23 protein-coding genes are annotated in these 26292 nt (G+C 44.6%); 15 read left to right on the top strand and 8 right to left on the bottom strand.

The window, feature by feature from the left end; genetic code table 11:
• Nucleotides 1–13: 13 nt before the first annotated feature.
• From ppnN to LSG37_RS07170, 6 genes are all read left to right on the top strand, one after another.
• Nucleotides 14–1369, top strand: a complete 1356-nt coding sequence (gene ppnN / locus LSG37_RS07195) for a nucleotide 5'-monophosphate nucleosidase PpnN (RefSeq protein ID WP_233079242.1) — start codon at nt 14–16, stop codon at nt 1367–1369.
• A gap of 1 nt (nt 1370) precedes the next feature.
• The gene (gene xni, locus LSG37_RS07190) at nt 1371–2174 is read left to right on the top strand and encodes a flap endonuclease Xni (RefSeq protein ID WP_233079241.1); all 804 of its coding nucleotides are present in this window, start codon (nt 1371–1373) and stop codon (nt 2172–2174) included.
• 8 nt (nt 2175–2182) lie between these two features.
• Nucleotides 2183–2566, top strand: a complete 384-nt coding sequence (locus LSG37_RS07185) for a DUF3192 domain-containing protein (RefSeq protein ID WP_233079240.1) — start codon at nt 2183–2185, stop codon at nt 2564–2566.
• A 1-nt stretch (nt 2567) separates the two neighbouring features.
• The gene (locus LSG37_RS07180; protein WP_233079239.1) at nt 2568–4325 is read left to right on the top strand and encodes a hypothetical protein; all 1758 of its coding nucleotides are present in this window, start codon (nt 2568–2570) and stop codon (nt 4323–4325) included.
• Nucleotides 4326–4472: 147 nt separating this feature from the next.
• Entirely contained in the window at nt 4473–5480 is a 1008-nt protein-coding gene (locus LSG37_RS07175) for an isocitrate dehydrogenase (protein WP_127021037.1), read from the top strand.
• Between the two features lie 138 nt (nt 5481–5618).
• A complete protein-coding gene (locus LSG37_RS07170; RefSeq protein ID WP_233079238.1) occupies nt 5619–6263 on the top strand; it encodes a glutathione S-transferase family protein in 645 nt (214 codons plus the stop codon).
• A 56-nt stretch (nt 6264–6319) separates the two neighbouring features.
• Here LSG37_RS07170 and rlmM read toward each other — a convergent pair whose 3' ends face one another.
• From rlmM to mutY, 6 genes are all read right to left on the bottom strand, one after another.
• A complete protein-coding gene (gene rlmM, locus LSG37_RS07165) occupies nt 6320–7390 on the bottom strand; it encodes a 23S rRNA (cytidine(2498)-2'-O)-methyltransferase RlmM (protein ID WP_008900657.1) in 1071 nt (356 codons plus the stop codon).
• A gap of 149 nt (nt 7391–7539) precedes the next feature.
• The gene (locus tag LSG37_RS07160; protein ID WP_233079237.1) at nt 7540–7926 is read right to left on the bottom strand and encodes a DUF423 domain-containing protein; all 387 of its coding nucleotides are present in this window, start codon (nt 7924–7926) and stop codon (nt 7540–7542) included.
• Nucleotides 7904–8548 (bottom strand): alpha/beta family hydrolase, encoded by a 645-nt coding sequence (locus LSG37_RS07155; RefSeq protein ID WP_233079236.1) that lies wholly within the window; start codon nt 8546–8548, stop codon nt 7904–7906. Before LSG37_RS07155 ends, LSG37_RS07160 begins: the two co-directional genes overlap by 23 nt.
• A gap of 3 nt (nt 8549–8551) precedes the next feature.
• Entirely contained in the window at nt 8552–9484 is a 933-nt protein-coding gene (locus LSG37_RS07150; protein WP_233079235.1) for a transcriptional regulator GcvA, read from the bottom strand.
• 98 nt (nt 9485–9582) lie between these two features.
• The gene (locus tag LSG37_RS07145) at nt 9583–9855 is read right to left on the bottom strand and encodes an oxidative damage protection protein (protein ID WP_008900661.1); all 273 of its coding nucleotides are present in this window, start codon (nt 9853–9855) and stop codon (nt 9583–9585) included.
• A 62-nt stretch (nt 9856–9917) separates the two neighbouring features.
• Nucleotides 9918–10943: an A/G-specific adenine glycosylase gene (gene mutY, locus LSG37_RS07140; RefSeq protein ID WP_233079234.1), complete on the bottom strand. Its 1026-nt coding sequence runs from the start codon at nt 10941–10943 to the stop codon at nt 9918–9920.
• Between the two features lie 169 nt (nt 10944–11112).
• On the opposite strand from mutY, the gene trmB reads away from it, so the two are divergent.
• From trmB to LSG37_RS07125, 3 genes are read left to right on the top strand one after another with little or no spacing between them, the layout of a single operon-like run.
• A complete protein-coding gene (trmB, locus tag LSG37_RS07135) occupies nt 11113–11847 on the top strand; it encodes a tRNA (guanosine(46)-N7)-methyltransferase TrmB (protein ID WP_233079233.1) in 735 nt (244 codons plus the stop codon).
• A gap of 1 nt (nt 11848) precedes the next feature.
• The gene (locus tag LSG37_RS07130) at nt 11849–12877 is read left to right on the top strand and encodes a class I SAM-dependent methyltransferase (protein WP_233079232.1); all 1029 of its coding nucleotides are present in this window, start codon (nt 11849–11851) and stop codon (nt 12875–12877) included.
• Between the two features lie 12 nt (nt 12878–12889).
• The gene (locus tag LSG37_RS07125; RefSeq protein WP_233079231.1) at nt 12890–13183 is read left to right on the top strand and encodes a hypothetical protein; all 294 of its coding nucleotides are present in this window, start codon (nt 12890–12892) and stop codon (nt 13181–13183) included.
• 6 nt (nt 13184–13189) lie between these two features.
• On the opposite strand, the gene LSG37_RS07120 is transcribed toward LSG37_RS07125, so the two are convergent.
• A complete protein-coding gene (locus LSG37_RS07120; protein ID WP_233079230.1) occupies nt 13190–13588 on the bottom strand; it encodes a DUF3293 domain-containing protein in 399 nt (132 codons plus the stop codon).
• Between the two features lie 151 nt (nt 13589–13739).
• Here LSG37_RS07120 and LSG37_RS07115 point away from each other — a divergent pair, with 151 nt between their 5' ends.
• Together LSG37_RS07115 and arcA are read left to right on the top strand one after the other, a co-directional pair.
• Nucleotides 13740–15353 carry an ATP-binding protein gene (locus LSG37_RS07115; RefSeq protein ID WP_233079229.1) on the top strand — a complete coding sequence of 538 codons (1614 nt, stop codon included), beginning with the start codon at nt 13740–13742 and terminating at the stop codon, nt 15351–15353.
• A gap of 185 nt (nt 15354–15538) precedes the next feature.
• On the top strand, nt 15539–16246 hold the full coding sequence (arcA, locus tag LSG37_RS07110) for a two-component system response regulator ArcA (RefSeq protein WP_233079228.1): 708 nt from the start codon (nt 15539–15541) through the stop codon (nt 16244–16246).
• A gap of 45 nt (nt 16247–16291) precedes the next feature.
• Here arcA and LSG37_RS07105 read toward each other — a convergent pair whose 3' ends face one another.
• Nucleotides 16292–18577, bottom strand: coding sequence for an ATP-binding protein (locus LSG37_RS07105; protein WP_233079227.1), 2286 nt, complete (start codon nt 18575–18577; stop codon nt 16292–16294).
• Between the two features lie 472 nt (nt 18578–19049).
• Between LSG37_RS07105 and LSG37_RS07100 the strand changes: the two genes are divergently transcribed.
• The 4 genes from LSG37_RS07100 to folE2 all read left to right on the top strand — a co-directional run bounded on the left by LSG37_RS07100 (nt 19050) and on the right by folE2 (nt 25897).
• Nucleotides 19050–21962, top strand: coding sequence for a TonB-dependent receptor domain-containing protein (locus tag LSG37_RS07100; RefSeq protein WP_233079226.1), 2913 nt, complete (start codon nt 19050–19052; stop codon nt 21960–21962).
• A 64-nt stretch (nt 21963–22026) separates the two neighbouring features.
• Nucleotides 22027–23508 (top strand): putative basic amino acid antiporter YfcC, encoded by a 1482-nt coding sequence (gene yfcC, locus LSG37_RS07095; protein ID WP_233079225.1) that lies wholly within the window; start codon nt 22027–22029, stop codon nt 23506–23508.
• A 9-nt stretch (nt 23509–23517) separates the two neighbouring features.
• Nucleotides 23518–24699, top strand: coding sequence for a beta-aspartyl-peptidase (gene iadA / locus LSG37_RS07090; protein WP_233079224.1), 1182 nt, complete (start codon nt 23518–23520; stop codon nt 24697–24699).
• A gap of 271 nt (nt 24700–24970) precedes the next feature.
• Nucleotides 24971–25897 carry a GTP cyclohydrolase FolE2 gene (gene folE2 / locus LSG37_RS07085; protein ID WP_233079223.1) on the top strand — a complete coding sequence of 309 codons (927 nt, stop codon included), beginning with the start codon at nt 24971–24973 and terminating at the stop codon, nt 25895–25897.
• Nucleotides 25898–26292 lie beyond the last annotated feature (395 nt).

Raw genomic sequence — 26292 nt, 5'->3', positions numbered from 1 at the left:
AAGGAAGTAATCTATGCATGTACAACTGAATCCTTTAGGCGCTATGGCGCTTTTGTCTCAACTTGAAGTTGACCGCCTGAAAAATAACACCAGCACTGACGCCTTTAGCTTATTCCGTAATTGTTGCCTTGCCGTACTGAACGTTGGCAGTCATACCGACAGCTCCAGCGAAATTTATGATCAATTTAAAAACTTTGACGTGAATTTATTAGCCCGCGAACGTGGTATCAAAATTGAACTCTTTAATCCACCAGAAAGCGCTTTTGTCGACGGTCAGATCATCCGTGGTATTCATGAGCATTTATTTGCAGTCTTGCGCGACATTCTGTTTTTTCATACTCAGCTGACCCACGCCAACAGGCTGGATTTACAAAACAGCGATCATATTACTCATACGGTATACGACATTTTGCGTAATGCCCGCGTGATAGATTCAGCAGTAGAACCCAATATGATTGTCTGCTGGGGTGGTCATTCTATTAACGAAGCTGAATATAAATACACCAAAGAAGTGGGTTATCAATTAGGTTTACGCGGTATGGATATCTGCACTGGCTGCGGCCCTGGCGCTATGAAGGGCCCAATGAAAGGTGCAACTATTGGTCATGCTAAACAGCGTAATACCAAAGGCCGTTATTTAGGTTTAACAGAGCCAAGCATTATTGCCGCTGAACCACCAAACCCTATAGTCAACGAGCTGGTAATTTTGCCTGATATAGAAAAGCGTCTGGAAGCTTTTATCCGCGTTGCTCACGGCATTATTATTTTCCCAGGTGGTGCAGGCACAGCTGAAGAGTTGCTGTATTTATTAGGCATTATGCTGCACGAAAAAAACAAAAAGCAGAAGCTGCCGGTGATCCTGACAGGACCAAAACAAAGCGCCGCTTATTTTGCTGAACTGGCCAGTTTTATTGAACAAACTTTAGGTAAAGAAGCGCTGGATCTGATTGAAATAGTGATAGACGACCCGGCTGAAGTAGCTCGAAAACTGAAACAAGGTTGTACAGAAGTACGGCAATATCGTAAGAGTTCGGGTGATGCTTATCACTTTAACTGGACCTTACATATAGCACCTGACTTCCAGCATCCATTTGCTCCTACTCACCAAAATATGGCGTCTTTAGATCTTCACCTTGAGCAGGATAAAGCAAAATTAGCAGCTCATCTGCGCCGTGCTTTCTCTGGCATAGTAGCTGGTAATGTGAAAGATGAAGGTATTCGTGCCATCAAACAACATGGTCCATTTAAGCTGTCAGGTGAACCTGCTTTAATGAACCTGATGGATAAGTTGCTGCAGGCTTTTGTTGCTCAGGGCCGGATGAAATTGCCTGGTTCAAAATATGAGCCTTGTTATCAAATTCTGAACTGATATGGCACATTTGTTATTACTCGACGGACTAAACTTAGTCCGTCGTTTATACGCAGCACAGGAACGCCCTTTTCATAACTCCCCTGCTCCTTACAGCGAAGCTACAGGCCAGCAACTGCTGCACAATACCGCTGAGCAACTGCAACAAATCGTAGTCAAGCTAACGCGGCAATTTAAGCCCAGCCACGCTCTGGCAGTCTTTGAAGTGACGCATCTGAACTGGCGCACCCAACTGTACCCTGCTTACAAAGCAGATCGTTTGCCTATGCCGGAGCATTTACAAACGGCTTTGCCTGCACTTAAACAAAAACTGGCAGATATAGGCATCGAAAGCTTTCAAATGCCAGATCAGGAAGCTGATGATGTGATAGCCAGCCTTGCTATGACAATGCGCAAACATCAGCAGCAAGTTACTATAGTGTCGACAGACAAAGGCTATTTACCTTTATTAGCTGAAGCTGTGGCTGTGTACGACCATTTTAATCGCCAGCAGCATAGCGCTGAGACAGTGCAGCAGAAGTTTGGCGTGTTACCAGAGCAGTTAGTCCGATATTGGAGCCTGGTGGGTGATAAAACGAATAACATTAGTGGTCTGACAGGTATAGGGCCAAAAACGGCAACAGAACTGTTAAAACTGGGGCCAGATATTAAAACGGCTCTGGCTCATCCGGATTGTCCGGCCAAACTAAAAGACAAGATTGTGGCGTCACGTGCAGAACTGCAGCTATTTATGCAGATCTTAAGCCTGAAAACTGATTTACAGTTGGGGCTTAACTTACAGCAAGTACGTTTTACAGCATGCTGAGGCAGAAGATGAAAGTAAAAACCATAGCCTTCTTACTTGCAGGATTAGTGCTGTATGCCGGTTTAACCAGTATTACCCTGATGTTTTACAAAGACGACCCTGATCAGATGAACTGGCAGGACAGAGAAGCCTTTAACACCAAATACATTTATAAACTGGATTTAACCAAAGCCATCAGCCGAAATCAGGTGATTGATTCTCTGGGTGGACCTGACATTACTGAAGCCAAAAAGCACCAGCAACAAGTTTATCAGGTACTGTATTACCGCACTCACAGAACAAAAACTGACGGCATTACCACCAAAGATGAATGCACTGCTATTTTATTTAAAAATCAGCAACTCATTGCTATAGGTGAAACCGCAGTCGAGCAATTTAACCAACTGGATTAAGATGGCAACTTTGGGATCTTTAACAGGGCTTTATCAACACTGCACTAAATTTTATGCAGAAAAGCACGAGCTCACTGCACTGCAGCAACTGGAATTGCTGCAACAGATTTGCAAGCTTGCAGCCCAACTGGCCTATCAATCTCCTTTGTTGATGTTATCTCAGTTATCCCTGACTCCAGCCACTGGTTGCATTTCAAGCAAAATCTTTATCAAAGAAGCGGCTTTATTAACAGCTATTGCTATGGCCGGGCGCTGGCCTGAAGAATTATTTGTGCAGCTTTTAAAAAGCTGCCTGCTGCAGCATTTGTCTGTCACTGCTTTATTGGAAAAGTCGGCCAAAGCTGAAGAGCTAAGCGCTTTAGAACAACAACAGCTGAAGTTCCCCGCTGTAGTGACTATTAAACAACACAAAGAATTAGCGGAAAAAGCCGGCGTATTAAACTTGCTGCGCCAGTGTTATGGTAAAAACAAAGGCTTGGCAACCTGGCAAAGCCCCTATTTCAGCCAGTTGATTAGTTTTTGCTGGCAGGTTACACGTTTGATGTTACCTGGTGCAGGCAAATTAATAGCACTGGAAAAAATAGCCGTTATGCTGCTGCCACAAGCCACTGTAACAGAGCAGCAGTTCTGGCATGCTCTGTCTTGTTTAAACAGCAGCAGCTACAGCACAGGGCGATTTGTAAGGGACTCTGATGCTAACCTTGCGCTCTTGCTGTGTGAGGTTACCAGCACAGAGCAGATGCAGCTGTTAGTCCAGCCTTATGACAAAAGTACAAAACAACTGTTGCCAGCACAAACAGCAACTGCAGCAGACTGGCAGTTATTAAACCCAAGACAATACAACCAGGACGACTGGCTTAACGGCTGGCAACAAGATAATAAACTGCTGCCGCAATGGCCCGAACCTGCAGACTTACCTGCATTAAGCTGGCTACAACAACTGAGTCATGCCGCAAAAGTAAGTCAGCAAGCAGAACTGATAGAGCAACATCCGTGGTTGATGCAACAGCTGCGGGAAAAGGCATCAGCACAAAGCAGGCAACAACAAAAAATTCAGTCCACTCCACATGCTATTGCCATGCTGGGTCAGGAACAACTGCTGCCGTTATTAAAACAAGCCTGGCTGGAGCAACATTGCCAGCAACAACATCAGCCCCACCATAACTGGCTGCTGGAGTTCAGACGGGTATTAGCCAAAGCTTTGTATTTATTAACTCAGCCCGTGAAGTTTTATGCTTTAACGTCGCAACAAGCTGAGCTTTTGGCCTGGTGTTTATGCTGGCCTTTGTGGCAACAGTCCGATCTGCGATTTTTGGCTTTGTCTCATCCAACACAGCCCGTCAGTCTTATCAGCCCATGGTTAAAACAGCAGTTGTGGCAAAGTGAGCACTATCAGCAACTGGCGCTAAAAACGCTGAAACATTTGCAGTTTAATCAAAGCTGGCAAGATGCCTGCCTGCATTATCGAGCCTTACCGACCTCAACGCATTCTTACCCTATGGCTTTTGTATTGGCTTTTACTTTTGATCTGGCAGCTTCTGTATTTTCCGATAGCGACGATAAAAACAGGCTGGATCATAGTTATAAATTTGTAGAGCCACATTTGGAAGCACAGCTATGCTCTGCATCGGATTGGCAGGCCCTGTTAATTGAACAAACTCAACCATTCAGCCAACTTATTGCCAGTTGTAGTTTTATTTCTCCATTTTCTAAAGTTATGCCGCAGGAAGTGACAGATTTGTCGCAGATGTCGGCATAAACTGGAAAATAAACACCAAAACTGGTATATTTTCGGCGTTTTTTCACAAGCTCAGCTACAACAGCTGTCACAAGAAGAATGTATAAACGTCAGCTTTGTGTTTAGTACAACCAATCCATGTCGCATTAAAAGTTATAAAGGAACGTTATGAGTTCACAAACTATTACGGTCATCAAAGGTGATGGCATAGGTCCAAGCATAGTAGAAGCCGCTATCCAGGTTCTGGATAAAGTAGGCTGTAACTTTAACTATGAATATGTTGAAGCTGGCTTAACTGCGTTAGAAACTACTGGCGAGTTGCTGCCTCAAACCACCCTTGATGCGATCGCCCGTAACAAAATCACCTTAAAAGGCCCGCTTACTACGCCTGTAGGTGAAGGTTTCACGTCTATCAACGTAACTTTACGTAAAAAATTCAACCTGTACTCGAACGTACGTCCGGTAATTTCTTTCAAAGGCACTAAAGCTCGTTACGAAAATATCGACATCATTACAGTACGTGAAAACACTGAAGGTATGTACTCAGGTGCTGGCCAAATCGTGAAAAACGAAGGCGAGCTGGCAGAAGCCATGAGCGTAGTGACCCGTGAAGGTTCTGAACGTATTGTTGAGTTCGCCTTTGAACTGGCTCGTCGCGAAAACCGCAAAAAAGTAACTATCGTTCACAAAGCCAACATTCTGAAATCTACCTCCGGCCTGTTCTTAAAAACCGCCCGTGAAGTAGCTTTGCGTTACCCTGATATTCAGGCCAGCGAGATGATCGTTGATAACGCTTGTATGCAGTTGGTGATGAACCCACAACAGTTTGATGTGATAGTCACAACCAACCTGTTTGGCGATATTTTGTCTGACTTATGTGCTGGTTTGGTCGGTGGTTTAGGTATGGCGCCAGGCGCCAATATCGGCAAAGACTGCGCCATTTTTGAAGCAGTACACGGCAGCGCGCCGGACATTGCAGGCAAAAACCTGGCAAACCCAAGCTCAGTAATTTTAGCTTCTATCCAGATGCTGGAATATTTGGGCATGAAAGACAAAGCAGAAAAAATTCTGGCCGCTTTAACTGATGTGATTGCATCAGGTGACCGCACCACCCGCGACTTAGGTGGCAGCCACGGCACTACAGACTTTACAGCGGCCATGCTGGAACGTCTCTGATACTTTGGGTCAGAGCCCCTTGGCTCTGACCCATTTATTCTCTAGCTCCGACCCCAATACGCCCCCAAGATAGTTTTGCCATCATCTGCGCTTCACAATACTATGCTCTGATAAGTTTTCTTTTCAGGAGTTATGTTGATGTACCAACTGTATTATTCACCAAGCACCGCCAGCATGGCGCCGCATATTCTGCTGGAAGAACTCTCTGTTCCTTACGAGCTGGTTTTAACAGATACGGCCACTGGCTCACATAAAAAAGCTGACTATCTGGCGTTAAACCCTAATGGCACTATTCCAACTTTAGTAGACCAGGGTCAGGCTATTTTTGAAACCGCGGCCATTTGCCTGCATTTAGTGGATAGCCACCCGGAAAAGAACTTATTCCCAGCCCCAGGAACTCTTGAACGCGCTGAAGCTTACAAGTGGCTGATTTGGTTATCCGCCACCTTACAAAGCACCTTAGTAGTGTATTTTTATCCTGAACGATGGGTAAGTGGTGAGCAAAATCAGGTAGAGGTAAAACGTCATGCACAGCAAAAAGCCCAAGGCCTGCTAGAGCAAATGGACAAACATTTAGCCAGCCACTGCAGCCCATGGTTTTTAGGCGAAGAATTTTCCCTGGTGGATATTTACGCCATGATGTTATGCCGTTGGACCCGTCACTTCGATGACAAAAAAGCCCGCGATTACCCTTTTATAGCCCTCTGGGTACAAAAGGTATTAGCCCGCCCTGCAGTACAAAAAGTGATGGATTATGATGGCCTGGTTAAGCCTTATGTTTGATGGGATTTGGTATTTAAGGGGCAGGTTTTATCCCTGCCCTCTTCGTTTAACTAGCTTTAAACCTTACGCACATGCACTGTCACTTCCTCGCGGTCGTGGTACAAGTGCTTGGCCTGAATTTCGACGTCCAGCCCAGCTTCGTTGAAGTTATGCTGCATCATATCCAGCACTTCAACCACAGTTTCGTAACGTTTTTTCATAGGTAGTTTCAGGTTAAAAATACTTTCCTGACACCAGTCGTTGATCAGCCAGTCACAGACCAGTTTGCCAACACGTTGTGGCTTTTCAATCATGTCGCAGACCAGCCAATACACATTGCGTTTGTCCGGGCTGAATTTAAAGCCGTCGACCTGAAAGTGCTTTACCTGGCCTGTATCCATTAAGGATTGCGCCATCATGCCGTTGTCTATTGCTGTGACCATCATGCTGCGTTTAACCAGCTGATAAGTCCAGCCGCCAGGGCAAGCGCCTAAGTCGACAGCTCTCATACCTGAAGTTAAACGGGTTTCCCATTCGTCTTTTGGAATAAACTGAATAAAAGCTTCTTCCAGCTTTAAAGTACTGCGACTTGGTGCATCAGATGGAAACTTCAGCCGCATAATGCCGTTTTCCAGCGGGCTGTTGTTTTCAGGGTAAGAAATACCTAAATAAGCGCTGCTGCCACTTTGCATAAACAAATGCAGCACTGGGGCACGGGAGTTTTCTTTTTGCAGCAATACGCCAGCTTTACGTAATGACTGGCGCAAAGGCACTGTCAGTTTACGGGCCAAAGTAGATAAAGTTTTACCGTCATTGGTTTCAGGGTATTCCACCCGCAGCTCACCAAAAGCAGATAATTCAGCAGCTATTGCCGATTCGACCACTGTAGTAATGCGGTCGGCCGGATCCAGTTGCAGCATATCTTCCACCAGCAAAAACCACTGGCGGGCAAAGATAAAGTTAGTAAAATCATAGTCACGATAAAAGGCAGCTAACGCCTCACTGTCATAGGCTTCAAAAATGACAAAAGCTGCGTCTTTGGTTAGTTTGCAAAAACCAAACACCTCTTCCTGCGCCGCTTTATCCTGAATTTCGCCAGCACATTCTTTCTCAAAACCTGAACGGCAGTACAGCAAAAGTTGCTTCATGCTGCACCTCCGTGTGCAGCACCCTGACGGGCAGCCTGCGGCTGTGAAAATTGTCTATCCTGCCAATTTTTCATACGGCACCTCCCTGTGCCGTACCCTGACTGGCAGCCTGCGGCTGTGAAAATTGTCTATCCTGCCAATTTTTCATGTTATTTCCTGATCCAAGGGCTGATGGCCAAAGCCAGCCAGCTTAAAATAAGCAACTGACCACCTAAAGGCGCCAGAGCTGAAAAATGTAAAGGTAGCTTAAATACGCCAGCCACCAGAGTATAAACAAATAACCAAAGCCCAATTTGCATCGCAGTTACTGCAATGCGGCTTAGCCATGGGCTTTGTTGTTGCAGCTTGTCAAAGGCTGATAAAGCCAATAAAGCCACAACATGAAAAGCTAAAATAAAACCAGCGCTTAAAAGTACAGCCAGTTGATCTGTCGCTATGGTGCCACGCCATAAATGCATCAAAGCAGCGGCTGAACCTACAGTCACGGCGCCGTAAAAAGCGGCCAGACTAGTGTTAATTTTCCAGAATAAATTCATTAATAAAGCTCCTGCTTAGCAAAGAGGCTTGTTCAATAAGCTGCTGTTGACTAAAACCTGATTTCTTCAGCGGCGAAAAATCATGATCGCCAGTTTCCAGCCACTTAATCTCTATTAAAGGCCAGCTTTTACCAGCCAGTTCCTGAACGCTGCCAAAAGGGTCTCTTTCCCCTTGCAACACCAATACAGGCCTATTTAAATCAGCAAAATGTGCTGTTCGCCAATTGTCTTTTTTCGGCGGGTGAAAAGGATAACCATAAGCTATCACCCCTTTCACTTGCGCAGGTAACAAGTCAGATGCTGCAAGCAGAGTGGCAACCCGGCCCCCCATCGACTTACCAGCAATAAATAAAGGTAAATCTGTCGGCATTTGGCTTATTTGTTCGAGCAGCTCAGCCATTAATACCGGCATTTTAGCCGGTAGCTGCCTGTGGCCAGTAAGGGTCTTTTGCATATAAACAAAGTTAAAACCCCAGACTTCTATGCCCTGAGTTGCAAGCTGCTGCGCTAAAAGCTGGCAGAACTCTGATTGCACCGGCGCTCCGGCACCATGAGATAACAGCAATCTGGCGACAGGATTTGGGGCTTTAACAAGAACACTCTGGGCTAACAACTCTGGCATCTATTAATCCGGTGTCGAATTATTAAAATGTTGCTCAGCAAAATCCTGCTGATCCAGCTCAACTTGTTTCGCCATCCACTGTCTGAACGCAACAATTTTACCAAGCTCGGTCTGGTTTTCACGGCACACCAGATAATGCGAGTCTTTGCTCAGCAATACATGGTGAAAAGGCACTATTAAGCGGCCTGAGTTAATGTCAGGTCTAGCCATCACGTTATGCGCCAAAGCCACACCCTGACCATGAATAGCAGCCTGCAATACCATAGCTGTATGCGAAAAAATTGGCCCCTGATTCACATTAAAATTCTTAAAACCCTGACTGACAAACCAATCTTTCCAGGCTTGGCGCGAACCATCGTGTAATAAAGTATGGTGACGTAAATCGGCCACATCTTTTAATGGCTTGCTGCCATTTAATAACAAAGGCGAACAGACAGGCAGCAAATATTCAGTATGCAACTTGTCGGCATGCAGATTACGCCAACTGCCACGACCATAATAAATCGCCACGTCTACATCGTCTGTTAACGAGCCTTCGTCTGAGTCGACCGCTTTAATCCGCACGTCTATATCAGAATGTTCTTCACTAAATAAACTTAAACGTGGCACCAGCCACTGAATCGCAAAACTTGGCTGTAAACTGACGGTTAATGAGCCTTTAGCGCCACGGGCTAATAACTTCTCTGTGGCTTCATGCAGCTGCAGGAAAATTTCTTTAATATCTAAAAAGAAGCTCTGCCCTTCTTCGGTTAACAGCAAAGAGCGGTTTTTCCGCATAAACAGCTTTAAACCTAAATGATCTTCCAAGGCTTTGATCTGATGACTAATAGCAGCCTGAGTAACAAACATCTCTTCTGCCGCTTTAGTAAAACTAAGATGACGGGCCGCAGTTTCAAAAGCCTTTAACGCATTAAGAGGGGGTAAGCGCCGAGCCATAGCTTGCAGCCTTAGGTAAAATAGAATTAATTTTTCTAATGCGAATTATAAAGAAAGGCGCAACTTTAAACCAGTCACGCCTTCGGGATTAACAGGAATTATTTAGCTTTAGGAACGTAACCTTCGATCTGAACTTCTTTGCCTTCAAATAAAAATTGCTGCATCTGTTCTTCCAGCAATTTGCGGTGTTCCAGATTCATCATGTTCAGCTTTTTTTCATTGATCAGCATAATTTGTTTTGACTGCCATAAAGCCCAGGCTTCTTTGCTGATGCTGTCGAAGATTTTTTTGCCAAGCTCACCCGGGTACAGCTGAAAATCTAAACCTGCTGCTTCTTTTTGCAAATAAACACAAAATACCTGACGGGACATTATTCACCTCAAAACTTAGCTTTTAAAAAGGCCGATATTGTAAACGACTTCATCGCAAGCAGTTAGCTTTTATTCAGCCAGTTTTTTTCAATCCAGCTACGAATTGGAGCAGGTAAACCAATCTCCATTACTTGCGCTTTGTTATACCAACTGCTACCTGCAGGCTCAGATATACCAGACACCGGATGCCAGACCGAAGCATCTAACTTGTAATGTGAAAACACATGCTGAAACTGGCCCTGTAGTTTGGCTTGTAACAAAGCTTCAGCAGTTTCATCCACCTGAGGTAAAGACCATAAATCAGCCCAGATACCGGAGTCTGGTCTTTTTTGCAGCAACAGTTTATCGCCTTGCTCTATCCACAAAAAATGACCTGCTTTGGTTGGAGTGGTCTTTTTAGGTTTAGCTGTTGGTAATTCTGTTACCCGGCCTGTATTAAAAGCCACACACTGAGTTTGAAGCGGGCAACTTAAACAATCCGCTTGTTTGGGTTTGCAAACCGTAGCGCCTAAGTCCAGCAAGGCCTGAGCAAAACGTCTGTTGTTTTGTTTTGGCGTTAATAAATCGGCCAAAGCCCACAACTTTTTATCCACAGCAGAAGTGGTTGGCACACCTTCGATGCCAAATAAACGGCAGAACAAACGCCTTACATTGCCATCCACAATCGGGCCATAAGCATCGTAGGCAAAAGAGCGGATAGCCCCAGCTGTATAACGGCCAATACCAGGAATGGTTAATAAGGCATTTAATTCAAAAGGAAACTCGCCTAAATCATGCACTATGTATTTAGCGGCTTTATGCAAATTACGGGCTCTGGCGTAATAACCTAAGCCCTGCCATAACGCCATTACAGTGTCGGTATCAGCAGCTGCTAAGGCATGAATATCAGGCAGCTTTTGCATCCAGCGCTGAAAATAAGGGATCACTGTAGTGACCTGAGTTTGCTGCAACATCAGTTCGCTGACCATCACTCTGTAAGGGCTGGGATCTTGTTGCCATGGCAAGGCATTACGGCCATCGATTTTTTGCCAGTCGACAACAGTATCGGCAAAAAGATCAGGGCAAGTTAAATACTCAGAATTCAGCACAGCTATCACTACTCAGGTTCAATAATTCAAAACGATACATAGCCTAGCATTTTTGCTGTTTTTGTTGAATCAAGATTAGCGGTTGAGCATTGGCGGCAGAACAAGGATAATGTGCGCCGCATTCGCAGCGCTATAAACACAGGCTGCATCACATTTTTTGGAGACCAAGATGACCCACCCGGAACAACCAAACACAGAGCCACAGGACGAAGAGCTTCAGGAAAACAAATACCTGCGCCGTATTCGTAGCTTTGTTTTAAGGGAAGGTCGTCTGACCAAAGGCCAGCAGCGCAGTTTAGATTTATTCTGGCCAACTATGGGTCTTGAGCATCAGGCCACGCCTTACGATATGACAGCAGTGTTTGGCCGTGAAGCCGACTTAGTACTGGAAATTGGTTTTGGTATGGGCAAATCTTTGGTGCAAATGGCTAAAGCTGCGCCAGATAAAGACTTTATTGGTATCGAAGTACATAAACCCGGTGTAGGTGCTTGTTTAGGTGAAGCCGAAACTGAAGGCGTGAAAAACCTGCGGGTATTTGAACACGATGCTATCGAAATTTTAAACGACTCCATTGCAGACAACAGCTTAAGCACTGTGCAGCTGTTTTTCCCTGATCCATGGCATAAAAAACGTCACCATAAAAGACGTATTGTGCAGGCTGAGTTCGCCCAGTTATTGCGCCGTAAGTTAAAAGTCGGTGGTGTATTTCATATGGCCACTGACTGGGAAAACTACGCTGAACATATGCTGGAAGTGATGAAAGTTGCCGAAGGTTACAGCAATCTGTCAGAAACCAATGACTACGTGCCGCGCCCTGACCATAGACCTCTGACTAAATTTGAAAACCGTGGTGTTAATTTAGGCCATGGTGTTTGGGATTTGATGTTCAGGAAGGAAAGTTAATATGTTGGACAATACCAGTCAGCTGTTGCTGCGTAATATTGATTTTTTATCAGGCAAAGTGCTGCTGGTAGAACCTATGGCCGACCGTCTGGCTTCTGAATTAAAACAAAAAGCGCCAGAGCTGGAGCTGTTTTGTTTAACCTCCAATATAGCTGTTGCTAATAACTGGCAACAGCAAAGCAAAAGCCCTTGTTATTTGGGTGATGCTTTGCCAGCAGATTTAACAGTAGACCGAGTGGTGCTGTTTTACCCTAAAAGCAAAGATCAGCTGCAAAGTTCTTTAGCTCAAATTAAAACAGCACTGAACGACAAAACTGAAGTTTATCTGGTTGGTGATAACAAAGGCGGTATTAAAAGCTTAGGTAATCAGGCTGAAAAGCTGGGGTTAAAAGCCTTTAAACACGACAATGCCAAACACTGTTTATGGTTTGAATTGGATGGTCTGTTACAAAGCGAGCTCAAAACCGCAGAGTTTCATCAGTTTAGTATCGAAAAAGCTGGTATCAGCTTAAATCTCTGTTCTCTGCCAGGCGTGTTTAATCATGGTAAATTAGATTTAGGCACTAATTTATTGCTGGAGCATTTAGGCCATATTCAGCAAGGTAAAGTGCTGGATTTTGCTTGTGGTGCAGGTTTTATCGGTGCATTTTTAGTAAAAAGACACTCGGAAATCAAATTAACGGCTTCTGATATCAGCACTTTAGCTGTCAGCTCTACAGCTGCCACTTTAAAAGCGAATAAGCTGCCGGGCGAAGCTATTGCAGCTGATGGCATTCCGTCACGCAGTGCGGCTTATGACCATATTGTCAGTAACCCACCTTTCCACACAGGTTTAAAAACGGACTACCATATTAGTGAGCAGTTTTTCCGGGATGCTTTTAATGAGTTAAAGCCTGGCGGCACTTTAACTTTAGTGGCGAACGTGCATTTACCTTATGTGGCTCAGTTGACTGAAATCTTTGGTCAGGTAAAAGAGCTTGGTCGTCGCGATGGTTTTGTGGTTTATTATTGTAAAAAAGACCGCAAATAAAAGGATCTGCTGATGAGACTGGTTTTTGTTGTTCTGGCTGGATTAACCTTCAGCACTGGCGCTTTGGCGAACTGTATTCAGTCGCCAGAAAGAACACAAGCTTGTCCTCATCAGGTCTATCGGCTTGGTCAACTGGAAAACATGGCAAAACCCGGCATGTTATGTATCTGCGCTGCAGATTTTAAAGAGTTCCTGACTGTGCCAGCCGACGAAGACGAAGCTCATAAACAAAAGCTGAAACGCCTGAAGCTGGAATACGCTTTAGGTCAGAAAATTGAGCCTATCCTGCAAGTATTAAGAGACTGACTCTGCCTACTGGCCCACTACAATTTGTCGTGGATTAAACTCGCCCAAATACTCTTCGGCTTGTTGTAACAGCGCCGGTACCAAAAATAACTTACCCTGCTCAACCCAATAAATAGCATGTTGTTCAAACATAATAGCCAGCTTAATAGCTTTGGATTTATCACAAAGCACAGCCCAGCTTTTTTCCTGAAAACTCAAGTCCGGTGAACAACCGACTATTTCACGGTAAGGCACATTCATGCTGTCGAGGGTGTTGGCAAAGTGATTATCAAGCAATAAATTTCTGGAAGGATTTTGTACATGACCACAAGGGTTTTGGGCACTGATAATAGCAAAGTTAATTTGATCGCCAAGGGGTTGATGGCACAAAAAAACACTCGTTTTGTAGTTATCCCATAAGTCCATGGTTTTATCTCATCGCCACAAGTGCAATCACTATAAACCTGTTTTTATTTTTTGTCAGGGGATTAGCTGCAGTTACTGGTGAAAGTTTGCAAATGCGTGTAACTTCAATATTATAGCTTTGATAACAGATTGACGGATGGCGGAAGGATTAATGGGTCCAGCGTTAAAAGCGAGTTCAATCAAAAGCGCACTGATTTGGGTTGTGATGCTGATTTGCAGCATAACTCTGTGTGTGTCCCTGACCATTGCTACCATACAAGATGTTAAAGCTGAAAAGAAAAACCTGTCTGAACAACTTCACTCTTACGCCGCCATTATTGCCTTTAACGCCGTAGGTTCTATCGAAACAGATGACTCAGAAATTGAAGACAAACGTATCGCGTCTTTTGCTGCCGAATCCCGTCTGCATAATATCCATATTTATAAAGTTCAAGAAAACGGCGAGCTTAGTTTTTTTGCCAGTTACAACAGAAGAGATGTTGGCCCTTACCCTACTCAGTTTAATAAAGTAGAACAGTACCAAAATGCCACCATAGGTGATGGCGTAATGGAGTTGACTAAAAAAATTGAATCTGGTGGTAAATTAATAGGTTATGTCTACATACGCGCCAGCCTGGCTGAACTGAGCCGTTATGTGCAAAACCGGGTGATATTCGACATATTAATTGCGCTCTGCTCCTTGATAGGTGCTTTTATTATCGCCAACAGATTACAACGTCGTTTTACCAAACCGCTTTACAGCTTGCTGGCTTTAGTACAAAAAATCTCTAAAGAAAAAGATTATCAAATCCGTGTGCCCACTATGGAAATAGTAGAGTTTCATAACCTGGGCCGGGCAATCAACACTATGCTGGACAGAACTGAACAGCAAATGACTAAACTGCGCAGCGCCGAAAGTGAAATACGCCAGCTCAACCAGGATTTGGAACAAAAAATCAGTGACAGAACCCTGGCTTTAAAAACCTCTAATCAGGATTTATTGAACACCTTATCGACCTTGCACCAATATCAGAATCAAATTGTTGAAACTGAAAAAATGGCCAGTTTAGGTCAGATGGTGGCAGGGGTGGCGCATGAAGTAAATACGCCTATAGGGCTTGGGGTGACAGCTTCAACTTTAATGCAGGATAAGCTGGCAGAAATACAAAAAGCTTTTGATGATAAGAAGCTAACCTCCAATCAGTTAGCCAAATTCCTTAGCGACAGCGCTGAAAATCTTGGCATTATTTACCGTAACCTTGAACGTGCAGCTAACCTGATCCGCAGTTTTAAACAAGTGGCAGTAGACCAATCCAACGATAACAGAAGATACTTCAACATGCACCAGTTGCTGAATGAAGTACTGCTGTCACTGCGGCCTAACCTGAAAAAAACTCAGCATCAGGTGATACTGAATTGTGATGAAAGTTTAGAACTGGAAAGTAAGCCAGGCCCTATCAGCCAGATCCTGATTAATCTTATTATGAACAGCCTGATCCACGCCTTTGAAAATAAAGAACAAGGCACTATGACCATCAGCGTGACTCTGGCCAATAGTCGTTGTTACCTGCATTATCAGGATAACGGCGCCGGTGTGCCGGAGAATATTAAAAAACGCATTTTTGACCCTTTTGTCACCACCAAAAGAGGTGAAGGTGGCAGCGGTCTGGGTATGCATTTAGTCTATAATCTGGTGACTCAGGCTCTAAACGGCAAAATTCAGCTGGAAAGTTCTTTGGATCATGGCATCGACATTCAAATCGACTTTCCGGTGATCCCCAAATAAGATAACAGCCTGAACAACAACATATTTTTCAACTACTTAAATTAGCTTAGGCTAATTGTTAACAAATAAACTTGTTAACAAAATCTGTGGTCTATATAATTGCTCAGACAATGACCATAGGTCACTCTCTTTCTAAAAAGATACAAATCAAATACTTAATTACGTTCACATAAGGTTTAAGCATAATGCAGACCCCTGTTATTCTGATTGTTGAAGATGAAGAAGTAACACGACTGAATCTGGTCAGCCTGTTTGAAGGCGAAGGCTATGATGTGGTTGAAGCAGTGAATGGTGAAGAAATGAACCAGAAACTGTCTGAACACAAAGTCAATTTGATTGTTATGGATATCAATCTGCCTGGCAAAAACGGCCTGATTTTGGCTCGTGAATTACGCCAGAAAGAAAACGTAGGTCTGATTTTCCTGACCGGACGTGACAGTGAAGTCGATCGCATTTTAGGTCTGGAAATTGGTGCAGACGATTACCTGACCAAACCTTTTAACCCACGTGAACTGACTATCCGTGCCCGCAACCTGTTAAACCGCACCGTATCTCAACCTGTAGTGGAAGAGCATAAAAGTGTGGTGAAATTTAATGGTTGGGTATTGGATGAAAACAGCCGTAACCTGACGTCTCCTGAAGGTGTGTCACGCCGTTTACCTAAAGGTGAATATCGTGCTTTACGTTTAATGCTGGACAGTCCGGGTAAAATCTTCACTCGTGAACAACTGATCCGCCATATGACAGGCCGCGAACTCAGAGCTAACGACAGAACTGTGGATGTCACTATTCGCCGTATCCGTAAGCATTTTGAGTCCGACGTAGAAAGCCCTGAGTTAATCAGCACCATTCACGGTGAAGGTTACCGCTTCGTAGGTAAGTTAGAAAAATAATCCGGCACAACCGGCCTTCTATAATTCCAATAGGATGCTGACGGGTTAAACAGATTGTTCGATATACTCCTCTAGAGCGGCCAAGTGCCGCTCTATTGTTATATGAAAATTGATCAGCTGCTTTTCTATGCCTTGCAATTCTGTACTTTGTTCCAGTAATTTTGCCTGATGTTGCACCCACAATAATCCGACCGAAGCCGCAGCACCTTTTAGCTTATGAGCCGCCTCCTGAAACTCAGTGACATCCTGCTGCATTGCGGTTTCCATCATTTTATTAATATAACCTGGCAACAATTGGGTAAATAACTGCACACTGCGTAACATGGTCTTTTTACCTAAAGACTGCAGGTAATCATCCAGAGTTTGCTGATCCAAAATTTGCTGATCATGAGCTTTTTCAGCTGTCATCTCTTTAGGCGCAGGAGCGCCAAACAGTTGATGTAAAATCTGGTCCAGTTTATTGGTATTAATAGGTTTGGCCAAAGCACCATCTACCCGAACATCCTTTAACTGCTGCTCGGCTTTACGCACATTAGCACTTAATACCACCACTGGCAGTTTGACTAAAGCAGGTTCAGAGCGGATAAAACGTGCAACCTGATCACCCGACATATCCGGCAACTGCATATCCAATAACACCAAATCTATATCGTCTTCTGTTTCCAGTAAGGCCATCGCATCCTCGCCAGTCTCAGCGAGGATCACCTGATGACCCCGTTGTTCCAGCAAGTTAGTGGCTATTTCAGCATTTAAAGGCACGTCTTCCACCAGCAATATGGTTAAAGCCGGATACACAACTTGTGGCGCAGCAGCAGGAGCACAAGTAAGTTCTGCCGGCAACAGCATAGTAAAAGTACTGCCCTGACCTGGTTCGCTGTTCAGTTTGATCTGACCGGACATAGCTTCGATTAAAGCCCGGGATACAGATAAACCTATACCAGAGCCCACTATACTTAAACGCCTGCCATCGCTGGATTTATAGTACATATCAAAAATACGTTGCTGCTCAGCCTCAACAATACCTATGCCGGTATCTGTGACACTAAAACACAACTCTGCCGGATTATCAGTAGTGATGGATACATCCAGCTGCACAGAACCGCGGGCTGTAAATTTCACTGCATTATTAATTAAGTTCCATAACACCTGCCGAACCCGGGTTGGATCCAGACGGACATAAAGCTGGCCTGGCACAACTTCAGGTTCAATAAACAACAGGCCTTTTTGCTGGCAGATTAGATGGGCAAAATTGCAAATATCATGGACAAATTCATTGAGTTGCACCGACTGATAAACAATATCTAAATCCTGCCGGTCAATTTTATCCAAGTCGATAATATCGTTAAAAATATTACCTAAAGTCTCAGCACTGCTGAAGATGGTATTACTCCAGCTGCGCTGCTCTGTGGACAACGGACTTTCCAGTAAACGTCTGGTTAATCCTACTATGCCATTTAGCGGCGTGCGCAGTTCATGGCTTAAGGTAGCAATAAATTTACCTTTATCCTGATAAGCTTTTTCCAGCGCCTGCTCAGCCAGTTTACGAGAGGTAATATCCCGGCCAAAACCAAGCAAACCTATATAACGGCCTTGTTTATCAAAAAACGGCACTTTGCGCATTTCAAACCATAACATGCGGCCGTCAGGGGTCTGATAGTCCACATCTAAAGTCAGCTCTACCCGGCTGGCCGAGATTTCCTGATCGGTCAGAATAGCTATAGGGGTAGATTCAGCATCGTAGAGTTCTGCCGGATAATGGCCTATCAGCTCTTTCGCCGATTTGCCCATAATGACTTCAAACATCTTATTGCAACTGACAAAGCGCCCGGTTTCGTCGCGGTAATAAAATAAGTCAGGAGAGCTGTCGACTATAGAGCGGATTAATAAACTTTGCTCTTCCAGCTCCTGCTGAGTTTTGCGGCGTTCAGTAATTTCACGGCGCAGTTCGTCTACAGCTCGGCGTTTGGCCTGGAAAGCTTTTTTCCGCTCTTCAATTTCAAAGTTCAGTTGGCGAATGGTTTCCTGCATATTCTGGTTCAGCAGTTTTTCCTGTCGTATCGAATCCTGCAAATAAAACAGCGCTTCATCCAGATGGCGAACTAAATAAAAGCTACTTAGTAAAAAGGCAGGTGTTATGGAGGCGGAAAACAGCAAAGCGCCCAACACCATGGACCAAAGCACCATATCGTGGATCAACAGACTATATAAGCCTGTAATGACTCCGGTTAAGGCCTGCAATAAAATAAAACACAGGCAAAAACACTGTAACCAGCCCCATTGCTTTAAGAAGCCAGCCAAACGCCGGACTAGCGGGTGAACACTTTGCTGCATTATCTGCCTTTGAAAATAAATTCTTCACAACAAGGGGTAAGCTACCCGAAAAGTATTGTTGCTTTTAGTTCAGCAAGTCTGCCAGATCCTGCAGCTTTTTGTCCTGCTAAATTTTGTTGTCGGCTGAGCCAAAACAGGTAAAAACCTGGGGTATTGAGTGTTTTTCAACCAGATATCGTTTTTACTAACGAAGAATGATTGACAGAAGATGACAGAGCGGTTAAATCTTAAAGCCATCTGAATTTAATCATCTGCAAAGTAATATGCTTAAAAAAGCGGTTTCGCTCTCAACATATTACTACTCGTCCTACTACCTGTCGGAGTGGTTTAACGAGTAGCCAAACCACCAGCTCATTGCTGGGTGTTTTGCTATTTAAAACTAAACCATAACAATTAACAGCCTGCTGAATATCACTCTGCAACCCGGTTGCCAGAGCAGACAGTGCTGTAATGAAGCAACAGGTAATAAAAAATGTTTAAACCATCTATGCTTTCGCTGGCCGTTGCGGCTTGCTGCTTTTCCGTATCTGCTCAAACTGAAACTACAACTGAAAACGATTCAATAGAAAAAATCGAAGTCACAGGCTCCCGCCTCAAGGGGGTTGATTTAGAGGGTGCTCAGCCGCTGGTCGTGATCAGCAGTGACGATATTAAAAAATCCGGCGCCAATAGTATTTTTGATTTATTGAAAGACGTAGGTCAATTGAGAGGCGGTGACGGCACCTTTTCCACCAGTGAAAGTGGTGCAACCTCAACGTCAACACCAGCAGGTCAGGCAGCAGCCTCATTGCGTGGTTTAGGCCCGGCTTCCACTTTGACGCTGATTAACGGCCGCCGTGTTGCTGCCAGTTCATTTGCTGCAGGCACTCAGAACTTTGTTGATGTAAACAGCATTCCTTTAGCTGCTATTGAACGTATTGAAGTATTAGCCACAGGCGCTTCGGCCATCTACGGGGCAGATGCTGTAGCTGGTGTGATTAACTACATACTGAAAAAAGATTATGAAGGCATGGAGCTTAATGCCTCTTATGGTGACAGTGCGGCGTCCAGTGATGAGAGCCGCCGTAACCTGAATCTGGTGTTTGGCCAGCAAGTCGCTGGTGGTCAACTAACTGTATTCGCTGATTATCTTGACCGTAACGCTTTTAGCGCTCAGGACAGAGAGTTTACCCGCTCTCCCCTGCTACAAAGTTCGTACTCTTACCTGCCAAAAAACACACCCAATATTTATTACAACTCTGTACGCTCTGGCAATGAACTGGCTACGCCAGGCTGCGCTACCGAGCTTGTGACTACAGAGTTTGGTGAAGAAATTTGCGCTTATTATCCGAATGAAGACGACCAACTGAACTCAGATTTAACCAGTTACTCCACTGGAGCTATTTTCCAGAAAGATTTTGGCGACATCAGCTGGAATACCGATGTGTTTTTCAGCAATACCAAATCTGTCGCCCTCTCAAGCCCAGCTCCTATTAATCAACTGGATGACAGTGAAGGCCCTTATGCAGACGAAAGCACTCTGGATATTTTTGGCCCAGCCCTTCGTGATGAGTTACTCGATCAATTGTATATAGACCCTTTTGATACAGTCGCTGGCCGCGAGCTTTATGGTTTTGCTTTTGATGCCCGTTTTGGCACACCACGCACTATAGAAGTGGAAACAGACGCGCTGCGTTTAGTCAGTGCTTTATCAGGTTCAGTGGGTGATTGGGGTTGGGAGTCGGCTGTTATTTACTCTGAATCAAAATCTGATCAGGTTGCCACTAAAGGCGTTTACAACAGATATAAATACCACGCCGCTTTAGCAGGCGAGCTTTGCTCTAACGGCACTATTGCCAGCTATGACGCTGACAACGATAGCTTAAGTTGCAGCAGCGGCTCTTTAGGCGCTATCTATAACCCTTTCCTGCAAAACGATAGCAGCAACGAAGCTTTGCTGGCGCTTGCGCAGGAAATGCCAAACCGCAAAGGTAAAAGTACTGTACTAGGTTGGGATGCGCGTTTTAATGGCGATTTAATGGAATTTAACGATGGCGTTATTAGCTCTGCTTTTGGCCTTGAAATTCGTAAAGAAAAAATCACGGATACTCCTTCAGACAATGCAATAGCACGCGCTGAAAACGGTTATCTGGTCGATGTTTTTGGTTTTGGTTCAAGTTTGTCTGCTGCAGAACGTACCCAGTGGGCGGCATTCTCTGAATTTAATGTGCCACTGGCCAGTACTTTAGATATGCAGCTTGCTGCACGTTATGATCACTTTGATGATTTTGGCGGCACCTTTAACCCAAAAATTGGCTTTAGTTACCGTCCCGTAGAAGAGCTGATCGTCAGAGCTTCTTACGCCACGTCCTTCCGTGCACCTTCGTTAACTCAGGCCGGAGTAAAACTCAGAACCACCACAGCAAGTTTTGATTGTGGCGCTAACCAGGCAGTTGCAGATTTATTCTGCGAAGGTTTTGGTGATGAACGTAGCAACAATGTGCTGGAGTTGGGTAACCCACAACTGCAGGCTGAAGAGTCTGACTCCATCAGTTTGGGTTTTGCTTTGAGCTTGTCGGAAAACAGCACATTAACAGTGGATTACTGGCGCTTTGAACATGAAAATCTGGTCGATACCAATATGACTGGTGTTCTGGCACGCGCTATTGGGGATGCTTCTTTACGCCATTGTGGTTTAGTACCTGAAGGTAGTCAGGGTATTTCTTTTGATGAAGCCCTTTGTGATGTAACAGACAACGCAGGTCTGACTATTGAACAAGACGGCGCCAATATGACAGAAATACTGGATGCCTGGGTAGAGTACGACGACCCACGTTTTGCTGAGTTACCACTGTTCCGTGACCACGTATTGCTGCTGGAAAATACCGGTCAGCAAACTGTCAGCGGTATAGATCTGGCATACGACCACAGATTTGATACTGAAGTTGGAACCTTCGGCCTGAGCCTGGATGCCACCCATTATTTGTCTTTTGAGCGCAATAAAGCAGGCTCTGATGAAATCGAAGAGCTGATTGGTACCTGGCGTTACCCTGAAACTGTAGCTGGCGTGCGTTTTAGCTGGTCAAGAGGTGATTTTTTCAGCAGCATTTCGGCGAATTACACGGATTCCTATGAAGATGATATTGAAGGACTGCGTGGCCGTGAACTGGACGAGCTGGATGAATTAGGTCAATTAAACGCAGATGGAACCCGTCAGGTCTCGTCCTGGACTACATGGCGAATGAATTTGGGATATGATTTTGCCCAAACCACGATCAGCTTTAATATCGACAATCTGTTTGATCGGGATCCACCAACAGCTTATGGTTCAAGCCGTGGTTTTGATTCTATTAACCATGATGCTTTAGGTCGTAGCTTCCGTATTGCACTAAGCCACAAGTTTTAACAGCACGCGAAGCGAATAATAGAAGCCGGGCTTTTAGCCCGGCTGCATTTAACAGGTAAATCTCATGCAAGTTACAAGCAAAAAACCGGTCAGCATGCCGGACGCTTTTGTCATACTTTTTTTTGTGATGATAGCCGCAGCTATTGCGTCCCACCTTATTCCGGCTGGTTATTTTCAGATGTTACCGGAAACCCTAAACGCCGCAGGTGAAACTGTTAAAGCCCGCATTGACCCAAACAGCTTCCAGTTTGCTGAGGAACAAAACAAAGCAGTGCCTTTGTTTGGTGAAGGCGGTCAGATTGGCTTTTTAAACTATGCCTTTGAAGGCATGGTCTCTGGCGACAAAATGGGCGCAGCTATAGGCGTGATAGCCTTTATTCTGCTGACAGGTGGTGCCTTTGGCATCATTATGAAAACAGGAGCTGTTAACAACGGTATTCTGGCATTAATAGCCAAAACCAAAGATATAGATTATTTATTTATACCTTTAATGTTTTTGCTGTTTTCTTTAGGTGGTGCAGTTTTTGGCATGGGTGAAGAAGCCATCGCCTTTTGTATTGTGCTGCTGCCTTTGATGCTGGCTTTAGGCTACGACGCTATTACCACTGTGCTGGTTACTTACATCGCCACTCAGATTGGTTTTGCAACCTCCTGGATGAATCCATTCAGTGTGGCTATAGCTCAGGGTATAGCGGGATTACCCCCTATGTCAGGCACCGAATATCGCGTTGCACTTTGGGCAGTTTTCACCTTGTTTGGCATTATTTTCACCATGCGTTATGCCAGAAAAATCAAGAAGAACCCAGAGCTTTCTGTCAGTTTTGCATCAGATCAAAAACTGCGCGCCCAACAGCAAGAACAACAAAGCACTAGCTTCGGTACCTTAGATGCTGCCATTTTATTGCTCTTTGTCGCCGGTATCACTTGGGTGATTTGGGGCGTAGTGGCCCGTGGTTATTATATTCCTGAAATTGCCACTCAGTTTTTTGCTTTAGGTATAGCCACAGCCATTTTAGGTATTGTTGGCAAACGGATGACTGTGAATGGAGCTGCTGACGCCTTTAAACAAGGTGCAGCAGAATTATTACCTGCCGCAATGATAGTGGGTATGGCGAAAGGCATAGTGCTGCTGCTGGGGGGCGACAATGCCACAGAGCCTTCAGTATTGAATACTGTGCTGCACTATGCTGGTAGCAGCTTTGATGGTTTCTCAGTTTATGCTTCAGCCTGGTTTATGTTGATTTTCCAATCGGTGTTTAACTTCTTTGTTACCTCAGGTTCAGGCCAGGCTGCTTTAACTATGCCATTAGTTGCGCCTTTGGCTGATTTGGTTGGCGTGTCGCGCCAAATAGCAGTTTTAGCTTTTCAATTAGGTGATGGTTTAACCAACTGCATAGTGCCCACTTCCGCTTCTTTAATTGGTTGCCTGGGTGTAGTGCGGGTTGACTGGATGTTATGGGCAAAGTTTGCCTGGCGTTTGCAGCTCTGGCTTTTCGCTCTTGCAAGTACAGCAGTGCTGGTCGCAGTCGCCATTGGTTATCAATAAGGACATAAAATGAGTGCAGTAAAGCTATTTAAAAATGCCCATGTCATAAGCCCTGCGGATTTGGGCACAATAGATGTTTTAGTCGCAGGTTCAGAGATAGCAGCATTGCAGCATGATTTTGCTGCAGGCAACAGTAATTTGCCTGTTGAAGTGATTGATGCCAGCGATTGTTATTTAGTGCCAGGTTTTGTCGATTCGTTAGTTCACTTTATTGGTGGTGGCGGTGAAGGTGGTTTTGCCAGCCGCACTCCTGAAATGCAATTAACAGATGCCACTTTAGGTGGAGTCACCACTGCTATTGGCGTGTTGGGCACAGACGCAACCACCAGAACTTTAACTAATCTGTTGGCCAAAGCTCATGCTTTGGAAACCGAAGGTATCAGCACCTATTGCCATACAGGCTCTTACGAAATTCCGTGCCGGACTTTAATGGGTAATATCACCGATGATCTGATCCTAATCGACAAGTTTATCGGAGTAGGCGAAATAGCCATCAGCGATTTCCGATCTTCTCAACCCACTATAGATGAAATTCGCAAAGTGGCAGCTGCGGCTAAAGTAGGTGGTATTTTGTCAGGCAAAGCCGGTGTAGTCAGTGTGCATGTAGGTAGCGGTGAGTCGTTATTACAACCATTGTGGCAAGCTGTAGAAGGTACAGAGCTTAAATTGTCGCAATTCTACCCAACTCATATCAACCGCAATGAGGCTGTGTTTCAGGCCGGTATTGAGTTTGCAAAAGCAGGAGCTGTGATTGATTTTACTACCAGCACCACAAGTTACGACTTACAACATGGGGAAGTAGCAGCTGCAGCAGCTTTAGCCAGAGCTTTAGCAGCAGGTGTTCCGGCAATGAATCTGACATTAAGCTCAGATGGCAATGCCAGCTTGCCTGTCTATAACGATCATGGAGAATTAGTTGGGCTTGAGGTAGGCCAGGTGCAAACTTTATATCAGGTGGCTCGCCAGGCCGTGCTTGAATATAAGGTGCCTTTATCAGATGCAATCACTGCTATTACTGCAGCACCAGCCGCAGTGCTTGGACTAAAACACAAAGGCCGTATTGCAGCAGGAATGGACGCCGACTTAGTGCTTTTGAATAAAAGTGATTTAACAATTCGTGATGTCTTTGCCAAAGGTCGCCAATTGGTAAAAGACGGCAAGGCGCTGGTAAAAGGTACTTTTGAAAAGTAAAAGCCGCTGTTAAGAGTTGATTTTCCGTGACTGCATCCCAATTTAGCGAATATCCGACAAATTTAGTCGGGTATTCGCTTTTTTCGTTTAAGCTGTTCGAAAAAAATCAGCTTATATTGCACAGATTTTATACCGGCCCGCGCGGCAAAATATGGTATAAAGTGCGCCAAATTTTCAGCAAGGTTTTTCTCTACCCCCCACGAATTGATGCTGCGGCTTCAGGAACGACGGAGATAGAAAATCTTTGCATTTGACGGACATTGGAGTATTCATGCCGACCACTATGCCAGATGTAGCTAACCATTCTTCCGCCACCACTGAAGGTGTTTTGGATTGGGTTGGCATGAGCCATATTGAACTGCCACTGATGTTTAGTGTGGCAGGCGAAGCACCACGCCAGGTCAGCGCCAAAGTAGAAGCTTTTGTGAACTTAAAAGATCCAAAGGCTAAAGGTATTCATATGTCACGGCTTTATCTGTTATTGGATCAGCTGTCGACAGAATCCAGTTTGAGCTTTGTTACCTTAAGTGAATTGCTGCACGAGTTTATCAGCAGTCATGAAGACTTAAGTACTCATGCTTTTGTGAAGTTTGATTTCGAACTGCATTTACGCCGTAAAGCTTTGATCACTGAAAAACAAGGTTGGAAAGCTTATCCTGTGACTATCACAGGCCAGCTGAAAGAGGGCAAATTAGGCGTAGAGATGAAGGTCGACGTGCCTTACTCTTCAACTTGTCCTTGTTCGGCTGCTTTAGCTCGTCAGCTTATTCAGGAAGCTTTTGTGGCTAAATTTGCAGGTCACGCAGAAGTGAATGCAGAACAAGTCAAAGACTGGTTAGGCACCACTCAGGGTATAGTGGCTACACCACACAGCCAGCGCTCTGTTGCTGAAATAAAAGTACAGCTGAATAATAAAGTGGCTGACTTCCCTGTTATTGCTTTAATAGATGCTATTGAAGATGCACTACAAACTCCGGTCCAGGCCGCAGTTAAACGCGCTGATGAGCAAGAGTTTGCCCGCTTAAATGGTCAAAACCTGATGTTCTGCGAAGATGCAGCCCGTCGTTTAAAACACGCCCTGAACCAGTTGTCTGAATTTGACGATTTTTGGCTGCGGGTGAACCACTATGAGTCTCTGCATGCACATGATGCGGTTGCAGTGACAGTCAAAGGTGTTTCAAACGGTTATCACGCATAAGTTCCGCATAAAAATATCGTTTAAATTACAAAAAAAGGCCGCATTAGCGGCCTTTTTTTTCTGCCACACTAGCCAAAAGCCACAAAAAAGCCTTATTTCTGTAATTTAATTACAAACCTGCTTATTCACAGCCTCAGACAAAATAGTCGGTTAAATGCGCCAGACTGGTCTTGCAATTTCTGCCTGAACTGGGTATATCTAACTGGTTATTTATGGATAGACGTCTAAACGCCATAAAAACAACTATGCGGACCACCTAACTGACTGAAAGCAGAGCTGTTGTTTTCTTTCAGGGATAAAAACGCCAAATACAAGAATAATAATTCATAAATTTAACATTTTTACCCAGCATCTATTGAAGTTAACGCTAACTGACCAGTAATAGAGCTCTTACC

Origin of the sequence: Rheinheimera soli (assembly GCF_021290985.1) — a bacterium.
GTDB classification, from domain to species: Bacteria; Pseudomonadota; Gammaproteobacteria; order Enterobacterales; family Alteromonadaceae; genus Pararheinheimera; species Pararheinheimera soli.
The sequence above is the reverse complement of the archived record's forward strand: the minus strand, read 5'-3'. Positions and strand labels throughout refer to the sequence as shown.